The organism is Burkholderia sp. MSMB1589WGS (genome assembly GCF_001636105.1).
In the GTDB taxonomy this organism is placed as follows: Bacteria; Pseudomonadota; Gammaproteobacteria; order Burkholderiales; family Burkholderiaceae; genus Burkholderia; species Burkholderia humptydooensis.
The window spans coordinates 1,142,937-1,158,128 of sequence record NZ_LNJT01000008.1 but is presented as its reverse complement, the minus strand read 5'-3'; the positions used below and the strand labels follow the sequence as shown (position 1 = coordinate 1,158,128).

General features: G+C 69.1%; 15 protein-coding genes and 2 pseudogenes. 1 reads left to right on the top strand and 16 read right to left on the bottom strand.

Annotated features, from left to right (window positions below; genetic code table 11):
* Positions 1–227: 227 nt before the first annotated feature.
* The 3 genes and pseudogenes from WT16_RS22915 to WT16_RS22905 all read right to left on the bottom strand — a co-directional run.
* A pseudogene (locus WT16_RS22915) lies at positions 228–740 on the bottom strand (HAD family hydrolase); the annotation flags it as partial.
* Positions 741–846: 106 nt separating this feature from the next.
* The gene (locus WT16_RS22910) at positions 847–1,590 is read right to left on the bottom strand and encodes an SDR family oxidoreductase (RefSeq protein ID WP_006028191.1); all 744 of its coding nucleotides are present in this window, start codon (positions 1,588–1,590) and stop codon (positions 847–849) included.
* 18 nt (positions 1,591–1,608) lie between these two features.
* Positions 1,609–2,451: an NAD(P)-dependent oxidoreductase gene (locus WT16_RS22905; RefSeq protein ID WP_059934537.1), complete on the bottom strand. Its 843-nt coding sequence runs from the start codon at positions 2,449–2,451 to the stop codon at positions 1,609–1,611.
* Positions 2,452–2,546: 95 nt separating this feature from the next.
* On the opposite strand from WT16_RS22905, the gene WT16_RS22900 reads away from it, so the two are divergent.
* Positions 2,547–3,038 carry a hypothetical protein gene (locus WT16_RS22900; protein WP_063534290.1) on the top strand — a complete coding sequence of 164 codons (492 nt, stop codon included), beginning with the start codon at positions 2,547–2,549 and terminating at the stop codon, positions 3,036–3,038.
* An 83-nt stretch (positions 3,039–3,121) separates the two neighbouring features.
* On the opposite strand, the gene WT16_RS22895 is transcribed toward WT16_RS22900, so the two are convergent.
* The 13 genes and pseudogenes from WT16_RS22895 to WT16_RS22840 all read right to left on the bottom strand — a co-directional run bounded on the left by WT16_RS22895 (position 3,122) and on the right by WT16_RS22840 (position 15,164).
* Complete coding sequence (locus tag WT16_RS22895) at positions 3,122–3,937, bottom strand: phosphorylase superfamily protein (protein ID WP_015603091.1); 816 nt, start codon at positions 3,935–3,937, stop codon at positions 3,122–3,124.
* A 29-nt stretch (positions 3,938–3,966) separates the two neighbouring features.
* Positions 3,967–4,683, bottom strand: coding sequence for a histidine phosphatase family protein (locus tag WT16_RS22890; RefSeq protein ID WP_063534289.1), 717 nt, complete (start codon positions 4,681–4,683; stop codon positions 3,967–3,969).
* Positions 4,684–4,709: 26 nt separating this feature from the next.
* A complete protein-coding gene (locus tag WT16_RS22885; RefSeq protein WP_063534288.1) occupies positions 4,710–6,206 on the bottom strand; it encodes a phosphoglucomutase in 1,497 nt (498 codons plus the stop codon).
* Positions 6,184–7,242, bottom strand: a complete 1,059-nt coding sequence (locus tag WT16_RS22880) for a PfkB family carbohydrate kinase (protein ID WP_063534287.1) — start codon at positions 7,240–7,242, stop codon at positions 6,184–6,186. Before WT16_RS22880 ends, WT16_RS22885 begins: the two co-directional genes overlap by 23 nt.
* Positions 7,235–7,657 carry a RidA family protein gene (locus WT16_RS22875; RefSeq protein WP_063534286.1) on the bottom strand — a complete coding sequence of 141 codons (423 nt, stop codon included), beginning with the start codon at positions 7,655–7,657 and terminating at the stop codon, positions 7,235–7,237. Before WT16_RS22875 ends, WT16_RS22880 begins: the two co-directional genes overlap by 8 nt.
* Positions 7,654–8,400, bottom strand: a complete 747-nt coding sequence (locus WT16_RS22870; protein WP_063534285.1) for an SDR family NAD(P)-dependent oxidoreductase — start codon at positions 8,398–8,400, stop codon at positions 7,654–7,656. Before WT16_RS22870 ends, WT16_RS22875 begins: the two co-directional genes overlap by 4 nt.
* Positions 8,397–9,023 carry a DJ-1/PfpI family protein gene (locus tag WT16_RS22865; protein WP_231892101.1) on the bottom strand — a complete coding sequence of 209 codons (627 nt, stop codon included), beginning with the start codon at positions 9,021–9,023 and terminating at the stop codon, positions 8,397–8,399. Before WT16_RS22865 ends, WT16_RS22870 begins: the two co-directional genes overlap by 4 nt.
* Positions 9,024–9,082: 59 nt before the next feature.
* Positions 9,083–10,150, bottom strand: coding sequence for an inositol-3-phosphate synthase (locus tag WT16_RS22860; RefSeq protein ID WP_063534283.1), 1,068 nt, complete (start codon positions 10,148–10,150; stop codon positions 9,083–9,085).
* A 448-nt stretch (positions 10,151–10,598) separates the two neighbouring features.
* A pseudogene (locus WT16_RS35115) lies at positions 10,599–10,744 on the bottom strand (HAD family phosphatase); the annotation flags it as partial.
* Positions 10,745–10,931: 187 nt separating this feature from the next.
* Positions 10,932–11,903, bottom strand: a complete 972-nt coding sequence (locus WT16_RS22855) for an alpha/beta hydrolase (protein WP_015603083.1) — start codon at positions 11,901–11,903, stop codon at positions 10,932–10,934.
* 6 nt (positions 11,904–11,909) lie between these two features.
* Positions 11,910–12,329 carry a PaaI family thioesterase gene (locus WT16_RS22850; protein WP_006028179.1) on the bottom strand — a complete coding sequence of 140 codons (420 nt, stop codon included), beginning with the start codon at positions 12,327–12,329 and terminating at the stop codon, positions 11,910–11,912.
* Between the two features lie 13 nt (positions 12,330–12,342).
* Positions 12,343–14,145, bottom strand: a complete 1,803-nt coding sequence (locus WT16_RS22845) for a fatty acyl-AMP ligase (protein ID WP_063534282.1) — start codon at positions 14,143–14,145, stop codon at positions 12,343–12,345.
* On the bottom strand, positions 14,142–15,164 hold the full coding sequence (locus WT16_RS22840; RefSeq protein WP_063534281.1) for an amidohydrolase family protein: 1,023 nt from the start codon (positions 15,162–15,164) through the stop codon (positions 14,142–14,144). The genes WT16_RS22845 and WT16_RS22840 overlap by 4 nt, the downstream gene beginning before the upstream one ends.
* Positions 15,165–15,192: the final 28 nt, after the last annotated feature.

Sequence of the window (15,192 nt, the reverse complement as noted above, 5' to 3'; positions counted from 1 at the left end):
TAATGATTCAAACTCAATCTCTCGCCTCGCAGGTGTCTTCCCGGTCGTGAAGAGGGTTTCGGATCCACTCTTCGGCGAGCTGCCGGGATAGATGAACTTGGAATTTGTCATCCGGAACGCCCTATATTGTTACGAAGGAAATCAACCTGTCGTTGATAAGCAGGGTCATTTTTTATGCAGATAGGCATCCCCGAACGTAAAAATCATCGCCGAACTCGCCGAGCATGCCCCGAAGCCAAATCCTCGAACGCCACCGCGTTTTCCGCCTTTGCCCCGAGCAATTCAAGCGCCGTCAAATAAGGCAACGGATGCGCCATCCCGTGCTCGAGCTTGCCACCAGTCACAAGCCTGCCGAACCGCTCCGCGAGCCCCAGCGCGTTCAGTATCATCGTCGCATTCTCGCGCGGCGCATTCGTCACGACGGCAGTCTTCGCGGTGCCCCGTTCCGCATACCCGAGAATACCTTCCGTCCCCGCCGTCGGCGTCAGATTCGCGCCCGACTGCGCGCGAAACAACCGCTCCCTCTCCGCCGCCAGCTCGGTATATTCCGCCGCTGGCATCCCCGGAGACAGCCCACCGAGGATCAGATCGTCGGAAAACCCCGTTACATGCGTCTTGTAGTAATCGATATCGATGGTCAGATCGCAGCGTGCGCGCAGTGCGTTATAGGCATTCAGATGCAACGCGTCGGTATCGATGAGCGTGCTGTCCAGGTCGCACAACAGGGTGAGCGCGGTCACGGGGCGGAGATTCCTTGCGAAGCTTCTCGCCGCACCAACGTCCGCTCCACCGCGCACCCCGCGCAACGAGCATCCATCACGCAACACGAAGCCACGCCACACAAGTCTAAACAACCTGCTCCCCCCCATCGACGATCAACGCCGCCCCCGTCACGAACGCATTCACCATGCAAGCGATCACCACCCCGGCCACATGCTCTGCCCGCCCGATCTGCCTCCCCGGCAGCTTCGCCGCATGCCCCGCAAAAAACGCCGCCCGCCGCGCCGGATCGAGCGCGTTCCAAAGCGGCGTATCGAGCAGCCCAGGAACCACGGTATTCACGCGCCGCGGCGCAAGCTCGACTGCAAGCGCTCGCGCGATCCCTTCGATCGCGCACTGCGACGACGTGAACAGCGATTTCCCCGCCACCGGCTTGCGGCTCAGCGACCCCGTGACGAACGTGATCGACCCCGTCTCGGCGAGATGCGAGAGCGTTTCCTTGACGACGACGATCGACGACCAGTACAAGCTGTCCCAGTGCCGTTTCAGCGTCTCGACATCGTCCGCGATCGAATGCGGCGCGATGTCGTGCGCGACGCTCACGCACAGATGATCGATACGCCCGACGCGCCCGGCCAGCCGGCGAACGTCGCGCGGCTCGCGTACATCGGCTGCCTCGGCGATCACGTCCGCGCCGACGATCGCCGCCGCGCGATCGAGCCGCGCGCGATCCCGCCCGACGATGATCGCCTGCGCACGCAGCCGCGTCGCCTCGCGCGCGAGCGCGAGCCCGACGCCGCTCGATCCGCCGATGATCAGCACGCGCTGCCCGTCGAGCGAATAGATGCCGTTCGAATGCGTTGCGTCCATGATGACCTCGCATGCATCTCATCGATCGCCGCGCCACGAATGGATCGGCTCGAAGCCGAACAATCGCTTCGCATGTTCCGGCGCGAAGAAACTGCCGCATTCGTGCAATCGCCCCGGCACCGGCGCGCCGGGAAAGCGCAGTTCGAAGAGCGCATCGATCGGCTCGGCCATCACGGTGTCGGGCGCGGACACGAACACGTTGTGCACGCCGGGCGGCCGCGCTTCGACCGCGAGGCGGCATGCGCGGGCGACGTCGCGCGCGTCGATGTACGACCACAGATGCCAGCGGCGCATCTGCGGGTCGCGTTGATACTTCGTGTAGTGCGGATAATCGGCCGGGTCTTCGATCACAGGGGCGCGCAGCCCGACGATCGACGTGCGTTCGTCGCAAAAGAAGCCGGCGATCTGCTCGGTGACGATCTTCGACAGCGCGTACGCGGAGCCCGCACGCACCGGCGAATGTTCGGTCACGGGCACGTCGATCTCGCCGGCCGGATCGAACAGATCGTGCACGACCGCGGCGCTGGACAGCCAGACGATCGAGCGGATGCCGAGCACATGCGCGGCCTGGAATACGTTGTAATTGACGGTCACGTTGTCGCTGAAGGTCTTGCCGGGCGGGAACAGGCCCGGCAGCGACACGTTCGCGAGATGGACGATCGCATCCGCGCCGTCGAACGATTCGACGGCTTGCCCGAGGTCGCGCAAGTCGGCCTTCATCGAAGGCAGATGCCCGAGCGCGCTCGATGCGACGGTGGCCTTCATGTCGACGCCGAGCGTATCGTAGCCGTGCGCGGCGAATTCGCGCACGACGAACGCGCCGGCCTTGCCGGCAGAGCCCGTGATGACGATTCTTGTCATGCTCGCCTCCAAAAATCGTTAAAGTAAGGATTTCGATGCGATTTCGATGCGTCCCGCCGCGAGGCCGTCGCGCTTCGCGGGCGCATGGAGGAGTCATGGTTCGACCATCCGTCGATGCGGCGCTCGAACAGACCTTGTCGCTGGCGGTGCCCGCGATGGCGGCGATGTTTCGCGATCCGTGGTGCGTGATCGGCAGCGCGGCGCTCGCGCTGTACGGCGTCGACGTCGCGCCGAAGGACGTCGACGTGCTGACGAGCGTGCGCGATGCCGACGCCGCGATCGCGCATTGGGCCGCGTCGCGTCGCGCCGGTTTCCGTCCGTCCGACGATGCGCGCTTCCGTTCGCGCTTCGCGCGATTCGGCTTCGCGCCGCTCGACGTCGAAGTGATGGGCCGCCTCGAAGTCAACGACGGCCGCGCGTGGCGCGAGGTCATCGTCGATTCGACGCGGCACGTCGACATTGCGAACGTGAAGGTGCCGGTGCCGTCGCCGCTTGCGCTCGAACGGATGCTGCGGCTGTTCGGGCGGCGCAAGGATCTCGAACGCGCGGCGCTGCTGCGGCGGCGCTTCGATGCGCTGCGCGGCTAGCCGCCCGCCGCTGCGAAACGCATCGACCGAACGAAGCGGGCAACGCGAACGCGGCGCGCGCGCAAACGCGGCCCGCAGCGCGCTCACGATTGCGCCTCGATCCGCAGCACCGCCTCGGCGATCTTCGCAAGCGTCGCCGCCGCGGGCTGCATCCCGGCGAGCACGAACGGGTGCGTGACCGGATGGTCCGGATCGAGCCCTTCCGCCCAGTTGCAGTTCGCGCAGATGAGCGCATATGGGATGCCCATCTGCCGGCACAGCACGAGTTCCGCGCCCGCCGTCATGCCGAGCACGCGATTGCGGTGGCCCGCGTAGACGCGGCGGTACGTGTCGACCTCGGCGACGCTTTCGAACGCGTCGCCGGCCGACTGGATGTACAGCCCATGCATCAGCAGCTTCGCGCCCGCCTTGTCGGCCGCGAGCGCGAAGTTCGTGCGCAGCCGCGCGTCGAACGGCGCGCGCATCGACGGATGCACGTCCTTCGCCAGATTGCCGAAGCTGTGCGACACGCCCGACAGGCCGCGCGCATAGTCGTCGGGCGCGAGGAACACGTTGTCGGCGGCGAGCGGCAGATCGAGGTCGAGCGAGCCCACCGAGTTGAACGCGTAGACGGCCTGCACGCCGAGCTCGTGCAGATGCCAGATGTGCGCTTCGTGTCCGAGCTCGGCGACGAGCTCGGACGGGCTGCGGTCGGGAATCTCGAGCGTTGGGCCGTGCCGCGGCAGGACGATCGCTTCGACGCCGCCGATCCTGCCCTTCGTGTAATGCAGCACGGTGCCGCTGCGCCGGCCGAACGTGACCCGCACGTTCTCGAACGTCTCGCGGTTGCCGAGGAATGCGTCGAGGCCGCGGGCGAGTCCGGTGCCCGCGATGATGGCGATGCGCTTCGAGCGTGACATGCGTGACTCCTGCAGAGTGAGGGAAGGCGCTACCCGCCGCGCCTTCCGGTGGGCGGCGTCGCGCCGCGCGGCGCGGCGGTGCCGAGAGCGCGCGCGCCGTCAGGCGGCGCGCGCGCATGATCGGGATCGGCTCGCCACGCGGGCGACAGATGCGACGTGTCGCCGAGCGGCCCGAGCGCGACGTCGCCGCCGTCGCGCACGATCAGCGAGACCGAGCACGCATGGATGCCGGCGATCAGCCTGAAGCGCGATAGCGGCGTCGCGCCGTAGAACGACGCGAGCAGGCGGATCGGCGATTTGTGCGTGACGAACGCGACGTCGTCGAACGCGGCGATCGCGTCGCGCACGGCCGACGTCACGCGCGCGAGTACCGCGAGACCGGTTTCGCCGCCGGGCGGCGCGTGGATCGCCGGATCGTCGGCCCAGCGCCGGTACGCGGGCTCGTCGCGCACGTCGTCTGGCACGCGTCCTTCCCACGCGCCGAACGACAGCTCGCGCAGCCGTTCGTCGACGACGATCGGCACGCGGTTTGCGTCGGCGACGTGGCGCGCGGTCTGTTGCGCGCGCAGCGACGGCGATGTCACGACGACGGCGACGCCGCGCAGCGCCGGATGCCGCGACGCCTCGATCGCCATCCGGTGTCCGAGCGCCGTGAGCGCCGGGTCGCGCGCGCCGCAGAAGCGCCCGGCGACGGTGTCCGGCGTCTGGCCGTGGCGGATCAGAATCAGGCGATAGCGGTCGTGCACGTGCGTGCTTCTCCGTCGGCGCGCGGCTACGGGCTTCGCTCGGCGGCGAGCGCGCGGGCGACGTGCGCGGCGAGCGCGGCGGCCGCGCCGGCCGCTCGCGCGCTCAGCAGCTCGCCGCATACGCGGATGCCGCCCTCGGTCGTGGAGGGCCGCAGCAGCAGCCATTCGCCGCTGTCGAGCGAGAACTTGACGCCGTCGACGGTCGTGATGCGCGCCGCGCGTGCGTCGAAGCCGCATCGTTCGAGCGCGCGCCGGCCCGCGGCGCGCAACTGCGGGGCGGTCGCATTGCCGTCCACGCGTGATTCGAGCCAGTCGAAGCGGCCGTAGCGTCGCCGCAAGCCGGCGACGAGCGACGCGAGCGGCTGGCCGCTCGTCGCCAGCAGGTCGGCGAGCAGCGCGACGGCGCCGAACGGATCGCGGTCGACGCCGAATTCGGCGAACGCGAGATCGCCGACGCCGCCTGCGCCCGCGTCGATCCGGCCGTCGACGAGCAGCGGCGACAGATGCTTGAAGCCGACCGGCAGTTCGACGACGGGGCGGCTCCACTGCGCGCACATCCGGCGCACCAGCGCGCCCGTTGCCGCCGTGATCGCGATGCCGCGCTCCGGATGGCCGTATCGCCGCCGATGCCGATGCGCGAGCAGCAGCGCGAACAGCTCGTGCGGCTCGACCGTGCGCCCGTCGCCGTCGATCGCATAGACGCGGTCGCCGTCGCCGTCCACGACGAGGCCGAGATCGGCGCGCCCGGTGCGCACCGCGTCGGCCGCGCGGCGGCGGCTCGCGGGCAGCGACGGATCGGGCGCGACGCCGCCGAAGGTCGCGGACGGCGTGCAGCCGAGCGGCGTCGCCGACCAGCGCAGCGCGCCGCAAAGGCGCAGCATCGCGCCGCCCGCGATGCCGCCGAGCCCGTCGACGACAACGCGCAGCGGCCGCTCCGGCGTCGCGGGCAGGCGCGACAGCACATGCGCGACGTGTCGGTCGATCCACGGCGACGCATCGCATTCTTCGAAGATCGCGTCGCCGGGACCGCGGGCATCGTCCGCGCGCGCTTCGTCGGCTTTGCCGGAAGGCTCGCCGGGCGGTTCGCCGAACCGCGCGCCGCCGGCGGCGCGCTCCGAGTCGTCGAACAGCGCATCCGCGCGCCGTTCGAGCTCGGCGTCGAGCGGGCAGCCGGGGCGGCCCTTCGCCTTTACGCCGTTCCATTCGGGTGGGTTGTGGCTCGCGGTGACGAGCAGCGCGAGTTCGGCGTCGCCCGCGCCGACGAGGTACGACGCCGTCGGCGTCGGCAGATGCTCGACGATGCGCACGGCGCGCGCGCCCGCGTCGCCTGCCGCGCGCGCGACGAGCCGTGCGGCGCGGTGCCCGAGGCGGCGGCAGTCGTAGCCGACGACGACGCGCGGGCCACCGCCGTCATGCGCGCGCACGGCGGTCACGATCGCCGCGGCGAGCCTCGCCGCGCGCTCGGGCGTGAACGTGCTGCCGATCAGGCCGCGCCAGCCGTCAGCGCTTCGCCGCATGCGCATGGGCGGGCTCCTCGGCGCGCGGCGGCGCGGACCGGCCTTGCGGGCTGTCCAGCGCCGCGTCGAGCAGCGCGTCGAGCGTCGGCAGGCCGTCGCGTGCGCCGCGTGTGCCGACCGCGCATGCGCCGCCCGCGTTGCCGAGCCGCAGGCGATCGGCCGCATCGAGGCCGGCGAGCCGCGCGAGCAGGTAGGCCGACGCGAACGCATCGCCCGCGCCGGTCGGATCGACGACTTCGCACGGATGCGCCGGCGCGTGCGTCTCGACGCCACGATGGCGGGACAGCGCGCCGCGCTCGCCGAGCGTGACGACGACGTCGACCCCGTCCAGCGCGTCGAGCACGCGCTCGTCCTGCTCGCGCAGATGCGCGAACTCGCGCGCGTTGGCGAACACGACGTCGCATTGCGGCAACAGCGGCAGCGCGACCGGATCGCGCGAATACATGCCGGACGGCGTCCAGCACAGCGCGGCGGCCGGGTGATGCGCGCGCGCGAGCGCGAACGTCTGCGCGAGCGCATCGGCGCTCGGATCGAACAGCATGAGCGCGTCGCAGCGCGCGACGCCCGACAGCGCGGCGCGCACGTCGGCGGCGGCGAGCGACTCGTTCGCGCCGCGATCGAGCAGCATGTAGTTGCGGCGCTCGGGGCCGAGCACGGGGATGATCGCGCGGCCGGTGTGCGCGTGCGCGACGCGCCGCACGAAGCGCGTGTCGATGCCGCGCGCGTCGAGGTCGGTGAGCAGCCGATCGCCGTCGGCGTCGTCGCCGAGCGCCGCGACGATCGACACGGCCAGGCCGAGCGCCGCCAGCGCGGACGCGCAGTTGCCCGCATGGCCGCCCGGCAGCGCGATCGCGCGCACGGGCAGCGAGTCGCCTTCGCTTGGCGACGCATCGCTGTACAGCAGCAGATCGATGTTCAGCGAGCCGACGACGAGCACGCCCGCCTGTTGCGCGACGCGCGGCAGCGTCGCCCGCAGGCCGCGCGGATCGGCTTTCCCGGCGCAGGCGCCGCGCGAAGCGCAGGTGCGGGCGAGGCTAGCCACGTTCGCCGTCCTCGCCGATCACGGCGACGCCGCTGATCTCGACGACGCAGCCCGCCTCGGCGAGCGACGCGACCTGAACGAGCGTGCTCGCGGGCGGCGGCGTGGCGAGCACGCGGTTGCGGACCGCGGACACCGCGGGAAAATCGGCGATGTCGCGCAGATAGATCACGACGCTCACGAGCGCCGACAGATCGCCGCCCGCGGTGTGGAGAATGCTCGTGAGGCGCTCGAATATGATCTCCGTCTGAGCACGGGCGTCGCCGGGCGCGAGCACGGCCCCGCCGGCGTCGGTCGCGACCTGGCCGCTGATGAAGAGCAGGCGCCGCCCCGTGCCGATCGGCACGGCGACGGCGGGCGAATACTTGCCGATCGGCCGCGAATGGCCGGCGGGATGAATGGCTGTGAAAATCGTCACGCTGGATGCTCCCCTGGGAAAGGTCCGAAGCTGGACGCGAGCGCGGTTACGTGCAGCTCGCGGATTTCGATGTGCGGCGGGCCGTCGAACAGATCCGCGACGATCGTCGCGACGTCCGCCGCATCGAGCGCGCCGGGACGGCTGCCCGGCGCGGCCGATGCGTGGCCGCCCTGGAAATGCGTGTCGATGCGGCTCGGCAGCACGGCGGTCATCCGGATGCCGCGCTCGCGCAGTTCCTGCCGCGCGACGTCGAAGAACTGACGGAGGCCCGCCTTCGACGCGCAATACGCGCTGCGCTCGGCGAACGGCCACACGCTCGCGTCCGACATCATGCCGACGATCAGCGGATGCGCGGCCGTGAGAAGCGGAACGCACGCCTTCAGCGTGTGGAACGCGCCGTCGAGATTGGTGCGCAGCGTGCGGCGCCATTCGTCGGGCGCCGTGTCGGCGATGCGCGCCCACCGGCCGCATCCCGCGTTGACGACGACGCCCGCGAGCATCGCGTCCTGCTCGCGCAGCGCGCGGCCCGCCGCGTCCACCGCGGTGGCGTCGCCGACGTCGACGGCCGCCGCGCGGACCCGGCATCCGGTTGCGCCGAGGCGGCGCGCGATTGCATCGAGGTCGGGAGCGGACCGCGCCCACAGCGCGAGATCGTAGCCGCGCCCCGCGAGCGCTTCGGCGATCGCGAGGCCGACGCCGCGGCTCGCGCCCGTCACGAGGACCGTGCCGCGCCGCGGGCTCATGCTGCCGTCTCCAGCAGGCGCGCGGCCGCGGCGCCGCGACCCGGCCGCAGCTCCATGCGGGCGGCCACCGGCGCGACCGCGTATGGCGCGAAATCGGCGAGCAGTTGAAACGCGAGATCGGCCGCCTTCGCCGAAGGCGACGCATCGCCGCCGACCGAGCATAAGCGGCCATCCGCGACGAGCCCCGCGGCGGGCTCGACGGACGGCGCGACGTCGAGCAGCGCTTGCCGCTTGTCGCGATGGATCGCGAGCCGTCGTCCGTTCGCGACGCCGGACGCCGCGACGACGAGCGCGCCCGAGCATACCGCGTAGATCGCCGCGCCGCGCGCATGCGCGCGGGCGAGCGGCGTCGAGAGCGACGGCTGCCGTGCCGCGTTCGCCGCGCCGCTTCCGCCCGGCACGACGATCGCATCCGCGCGTTCGAGCGCGTCGAGCGTCGCGCCGCACGTCAGCTCGACGCCGCACGACGTCGTGACGACGCGTGCCGTCGCCGCGATCGCGACGCACAGCGCCGCGCCGCCGCCTGGTGCGGGCACGGCCGACGCCTTCGCGAGCACGGCGTGCACGCCGAACAGATCGAGCGCATCGACGCCATCGTACGCGAGCAGAACGACGTCAATCACGTCCGTCGCGCCGCGACGGTCAACGGCGCGTGCGCGATTGCGTTCCGATTGCGCGATCGTCATGCTCGAACCGGGGCCGCGTCGAGCGCGCGGAAGCTCGCGTCGATGCTTTGCGGCGTGATCTTGTCGTGTCCGCCGACGGGCGACTTCAACAGCTTCGCGGCCGCGGCCGGAAAGCCGGCGAGCTTCGCGCGGCGCGACGCGGCCGCGATCCGGATCAGATCGATGATGACGCCCGCCGCGTTGCTCGAATCCTGCACCTTGAGCTTCAGGTCGAGCTGCACCGGCGTGCCGCCCCAGCCGACGCCTTCGATGTTCACGATCGCCACCTTGTTGTCCTTCAACTGGCCGATGTAGCCGGCCGACGGAATGACCTCGACGCGCGACGTATCGACGCCGTCCTGCGCGAGCGCATTCAGCTTCGATTGCTGCTTGCTCGCGCCGCGCTCGCGCAGGTTGCGGAAATCCTCGTTGCCGCCGAAGTTCAACTGATACGAGCTTTGCAGCGTGATGCCGCGGTCGCTGAGCAGCCCGAGCAGCGCGCGATGGACGACGGACGTGCCGAAGTGGCTCGCCAGATCGTCGCCGACGAGCGGCACGCCGGCCGCCTGATAGGCGTCGAGCAGCGCGGGCGTGCGCGCGACGAGCTCCGGCGTGCAGTTGACGAACGCGACGCCCGCGGCGAGCGCCGCGCGCGCATACGCTTCGGCCGCCCATTGCAGGCCGGTCGGCAGCGAATAGAGCAGCACTTCGGCCTCGCTTTCGCGCAGCCGGCGCACGACGTGCTCGAACGCGGCGTCGCCGGCGCCGGCGGACTCGCTGGTGAGGCCCTGATCCACCGGCACCGTGATGGCGGGCAGCGGAACGCCGAGCATCGGATAGTTGTTCGGCGGCGCGAGTACGGCTTCGTCGAACGGGCGGCTGACCTTGTTCGGATGGATGTCGAAGGCGGCGACGAACTCGACATCGCTGACGCCAATGCCGCCGATGCGCGGCCGTTTGACGCCGACGAACTCGCGCTCGTCGACGCCCCGGTCGCGAAGCGCGCGATAGTATTCGACGCCCTGGAACAGCGCCGAAATGTTGTTGCCCACACCGGCGACTGCGAGACGAATGCGCTGAGCCATGTCTCTTTCTCCTTGTCATTCACGTGTATCCGCGGGACCGGATCATTTTTCGCAACGCCGCGCAATCCGATTGATAAATCGGCTTTGTTTCTATCGTTCGGATTGGATGAGTGGTTCGGCCGGGAAAATGGAAGGCGGCAGTTTTTATTGGCGAGGTGATTTTAAGAAAGCGCAACCATTCAATGTTAGTCGCTGGAGGGCGATTATCAAGGAGAATGGCGATGATTCATCGATGGGAAATGCGTGACGGAACCATGGATGACGTGTTGCGCAAATTTCAAATGGGGGCGAATTCCTTTAATTGCGCTTGATCCGGATGTTGTTTTTTTGATTTTATTTTAGTGGGGTTGGGAATATTTTGTGAGATTTATTAAATAAATTAACTTGTTGCGGGAGGCTGGGAAAACGACCCTAAATCCATCGGCTTGCATACAACTTTTCCCGTTTCCGGAAACAGCTTGCCGAAGATCAAGTCGTCGGAAAAACCCATCACGTGGGTCTTGTAGTAATCGTATCGATTGACCGATTCCAGCGCGCGAGCAGCGCGTTATACGCGTTCAGATGCAATGCGTCGGTATGGGGCAAAGTTGAAATGTCGTAGTTCGCGGGTTTCGGCGCATGCTGGCGGCGGTTTGTGAACTGCCGGAGCGCATCGTGGGCCAACCTGGACTGATCACCATGAGCATGCGGGAGCTGGATCGTCGCGCCGTTGCCGCGGTCGTCGGTCTCGCGCAGTCGATCGAGCCCCTGCGCGTGAGAGCGCGTACACGCACGCGCGCGATCAACGCGTGTCTTTCGCGTCCAACCAGGTCAGCAATAGCTGCGAGAAGGCAGGACTGTCTTCGAGCTCCGGCGAATGCCCCGCGTGCGCGAAGCCCGGATGCCGGACTGCGTGCGGCACCTGCTGCGCGATCGACCATTTGTCGCTATGCCGATGCGTGCGATCCGCCGCGCCCCACGTGAGCAGCGTCGGCTGCGTCACCTGCACCGCGCGCGGCGTGCCGCTGTAAAAGCGCTGCCACAGCGACGCGAGGCAGCAGAACGCGCCGTGATCGAACGACGTATCGAGCATCGGCGCGAATTCGCGATAACGGTCTTTCGCCATTGCCTGCCGGAACCAGCCGGCGCCGATTTTCCGCGCGCCGAACGCGCACGCGCATTGCCCGACGAACGGTGTCGCGAGCAGGTTGCGCGCATCCACGTGCCGCGCCCACGCAACCTGCTCGTCCCATGCGGGGCTTTGCCAAAGCAGCAGCCTGCCGACGAGTGCCGGCTGCGCGGCCGCGATCTGCAACGCGATATGCGCCCATACGCACGAGAACGCGAGCAGGTAGGGCCCTTCGTTCAGGTTCGCGAGCAGCGCCTCGATCGCGGCGCGGTAATCGTCGAACGAAAACGTGAAATGCCGTTTCGGCACGGAGAAGCCGAAGCCCGGCGGCTCGAAGCAGACGATGCGCGTGTGCGGTGCGACGAGCGAGACCAACTGGTCGAAGTGCTCGACGACGCTCGGCGGATCGCAGACGAGCACGATCGTCGGCCGCCCGCTCGCGCGCGGGCCGGCCACGCGCACGCGGATCGTCGCGGCCGGCACGTCGCAAAAGCGCACGTCCGGCCTCGACTGCGCGGCCCAGCCGCGCGCGATCCGCGCCGCGCGCGGGCCGAGCCGCAGCGGATCGAGCCACGTCATGTCGAGGCCGTCGCGCCGCGCGCGCGCGGCCGCATGCGGCGTGTCATTCAGGCGTCGCGTGCTCATCGCGATTTATTTCGTCGGCCAGAGGATCATCTGCGTGCAGCGGAACGTCGCGAGCAGCTTGTCCGTCTCGCGATGCCGGACGGTTGCGTCCCACACCTGCGTCATGCGGCCGCCATGAATCGCGCGCGCGTCGCAGACGATCGCGCCGTCGCGCGCCGAGCCCATGAAATTGCTCTTCAGCTCGAGCGTGCTGAAACTGGACGCGCCCTCCGGCAGGCTCGCGAGGCATCCGTAGCCGCACGCGGTATCGGCGAGGCTCACGATCGTGCCCGCATGAAGGATGCCGTGCGCGAGCACGGCCTGGCGGATCGTCAGCTCGGCGAGCACATGGTTTTTCTCGACCTGCTTGATGACGACGCCGAGCAGGCCCGGCAGATAGTCGGCGCCGAATCGGTTGAAGTAGTCCGCGTCCAGTTTCTCTTGCATGCCGTGTTCCTCGTCAGATGTTCCGGGTGTCGTTCGGCGCGCCGGATGGCGCGCGCCACTGCGTGATCACCGGCAGCGTGTCGTTGAGAAACAGTTCGCGACAGGCGTGCCGCTGGACCTTTCCGCTCGTCGTCTTCGGTATCGCCGACGGCGACGTGAAGACGATATGGTGTACTGCAATGCCGTGATGCAGACTGATCGCCTGACGCAGCCTGCCGAACAGCGCGTCGGGCGTGCGGCCGGCTTCGTGCCCCCCGTCGCCGAACGCCTTCAGATAGCGCGCCCGCAGCTCGCGCACGACGGTCACTTGCGGCGCTGCGTCGGTGTCGAGCGCGAACACCGCGCAGCCGCCGGGACGAAACAGCTCGGCGTCGAGTTCCTCGATCGTCGCCTCGACGTCGTGCGGATAATGATTCGCGCCGCGAATCAGCATCATGTCCTTCAGTCGGCCCGTGACGAAAATTTCGGACCCCGATCGATAGCCGTAATCGCCGGTGCGCAGGAACCGCCCGCCGTAGCCGGGCAACTCGGCCTCGAAGGTCTGCTCGCTCAGCGCCCGATTATTCCAGTAGCCGAGCGCGACGCTCGGCCCTTGCGCCCAGATTTCGCCGACCCGGCCATCATCGCACGGAATGCGCGTGTCGGGATCGACGATCAGCGCCAGGCTGTCGCGCGCCGCGTCGCCGCAGCCGATCGCTGCGCCGGCGCGCCGCGCATCGAAGGCGCGCGCCGGCTCCGTGCCGCGCGGCGTAGCCGCGACGACGGGCGGCTGCGATTTCAGGCCGCCCGTCATGAACAGCGTGTGCTCGGCGAGGCCGTAGCACGGATAGAACGCGCGCTCGTCGAAGCCGCAGCGTGCGAAGCGCTGCGCGAACGCGTGCAGCGTGGCGGGCCGGATCGGTTCCGCGCCGACGAACGCGACGTCCCATGAGCGCAGGTCGAGCTTGTCGAAATCGGCATCGGCGATGCGCATCGCCGCGAGCATCTGATACGCGAAGTTCGGCCCGCCGCTCGTCGTCGCGCGCCGCTCGCCGATCGCGCGCAGCCAGCGCAGCGGGTGCTTGAGGAAATCGACGTGCGACATCAGCGTCACCGGAAAGCCGACGTAGAGCGGCTGCAGGATGCCGCCGATCAGGCCCATGTCGTGATACGGCGGCAGCCAGATCATGCCGCGGCTGCTCGCGTCGTGCTCGAAGCGGCTCGCGATCAGCGCCGAGTTGTGCAGCAGGTTCCGTTGGCTGATCATCACGCCCTTCGGCGCGCCGGTCGAGCCCGACGTGTATTGCAGATAGACGGGCGCGCGAGGGTCGACGGGGCGCGGCGCGCTGCGTTCGGCGTCGTCGTCGAGCGTGTCGATCGCGATCCAGTGCAGGCCGCCGAGCGCGGGCGAACCGGTTTCGACGCGACTCATGTCGCCGCGCACGAACGTCGTCGACAGGATCGCGGCCGGCGCGCAATCCGCGACGATGCCGGTCAGCCGCCGCAACGTGCGCTCCGGCTGCGCCGGCTCGACCGGATACGCGGGTACGGCGACGACGCCCGCATACATGCAGCCGAACAGCGCGACGATGTAGTCGATGCCGGGCGGGAACAGCAGCAGCACGCGGTCTCCGGGGCGGGCGATCTCCGAGAGCGTCGCCGCGGCCGCAGCGGCGCGCGCGTCGAGCGCCGCGCACGTGAGATGCCGCTCGTCGCGATCGCCGCCGGTGACGAACGTGTAGACCGGCAGGTCGGGCTGATGCGCGGCGCGATATTGCGTGAGCGCGACGAAATCGGCGAATGCGTCGGCGGCCATCGTATCGGGCGGATGCTTCATCGCGTCGGCTCCGCGGCTGGTCGGCTCGCGGCGAGCGGGGCGGCCGAAGCATGTGCGCGCACGCCTGCGTCGCCCGTATCGCCTGCGTTGCTCGCATCGCCGCCGAACAATGCGCAGGCGTTGTCCCACAACACCTTGTGCAGCACCTCCGCCGGCAAGTAGCGCGTCAGTTGCCCGATCTCGAAATCCCACTCATACGGAACCAGCGGGAAATCGCTGCCGTACAGGAAGCGATCCGGACGGTCGCACATCTGCGGCACCAGTTGCTCGAGCGCGGGCTTCCAGGGCGCGGGCAGCCGCGGATGCGCGCCGCGCGGATGGCGCGTCTCGCGCAGCGGCCGGACATCGGGCACGGCCTCGCCCGTCGCGACGCGATGGCCGCCGAACGCCATCGCGGTATCGAAATGCAGGTTCGGGAATTCGTCGAGCAGATCGAGGTACGCCTGCACTTCGTCATAGCCGATGTGCGGGACGACGACCTTCAGCTCCGGCGTGCGCCGCATCGCGCGCCGAAACCGCCCGACGTTGCAGAGGCGGCGGATTTCGTCCATCCGCGCGTTGTTTTTCGCGAATGCGCCGGAATGCAGGTTCAGCACCTTGCCGCGTTCGGCGAGCGCTTCGAAAACAGGCGCGAGCGCGTCGTCGTCAGGCGCGATCCTCAGCAGATGACAGTGGATCTTGAGGCCGGCGAAGCCGAGCTCGTCGAGCACGCGAACGGTCTCGCGCACGCAATCGCGGTCATGCGGATGCACGGTGCCGAACGGCACGACGAATGCCGGATGCCGCGCCGCCAGTTGCGCGACGAAGTCGTTCAGAAACGGCGCGATGCCTGGCTGCCCCGCATAGCAGATGCCGGCCGCGCGCGCGATGCCGTGCGCCTTCAGGAATGCGATCGATTGCTCGGCGAGCAGCTCGTAGCGAATCTTCCACGCGTCGCGCTCGTAGTTCTTCCAGACGAGCTTCGCTACGACATCCGGCAACACGTGCACGCGCGCATCGAAGATCCTGAGTGTCGTCATCGCGAGATCCGCCCGGTTTCGAAGGAAG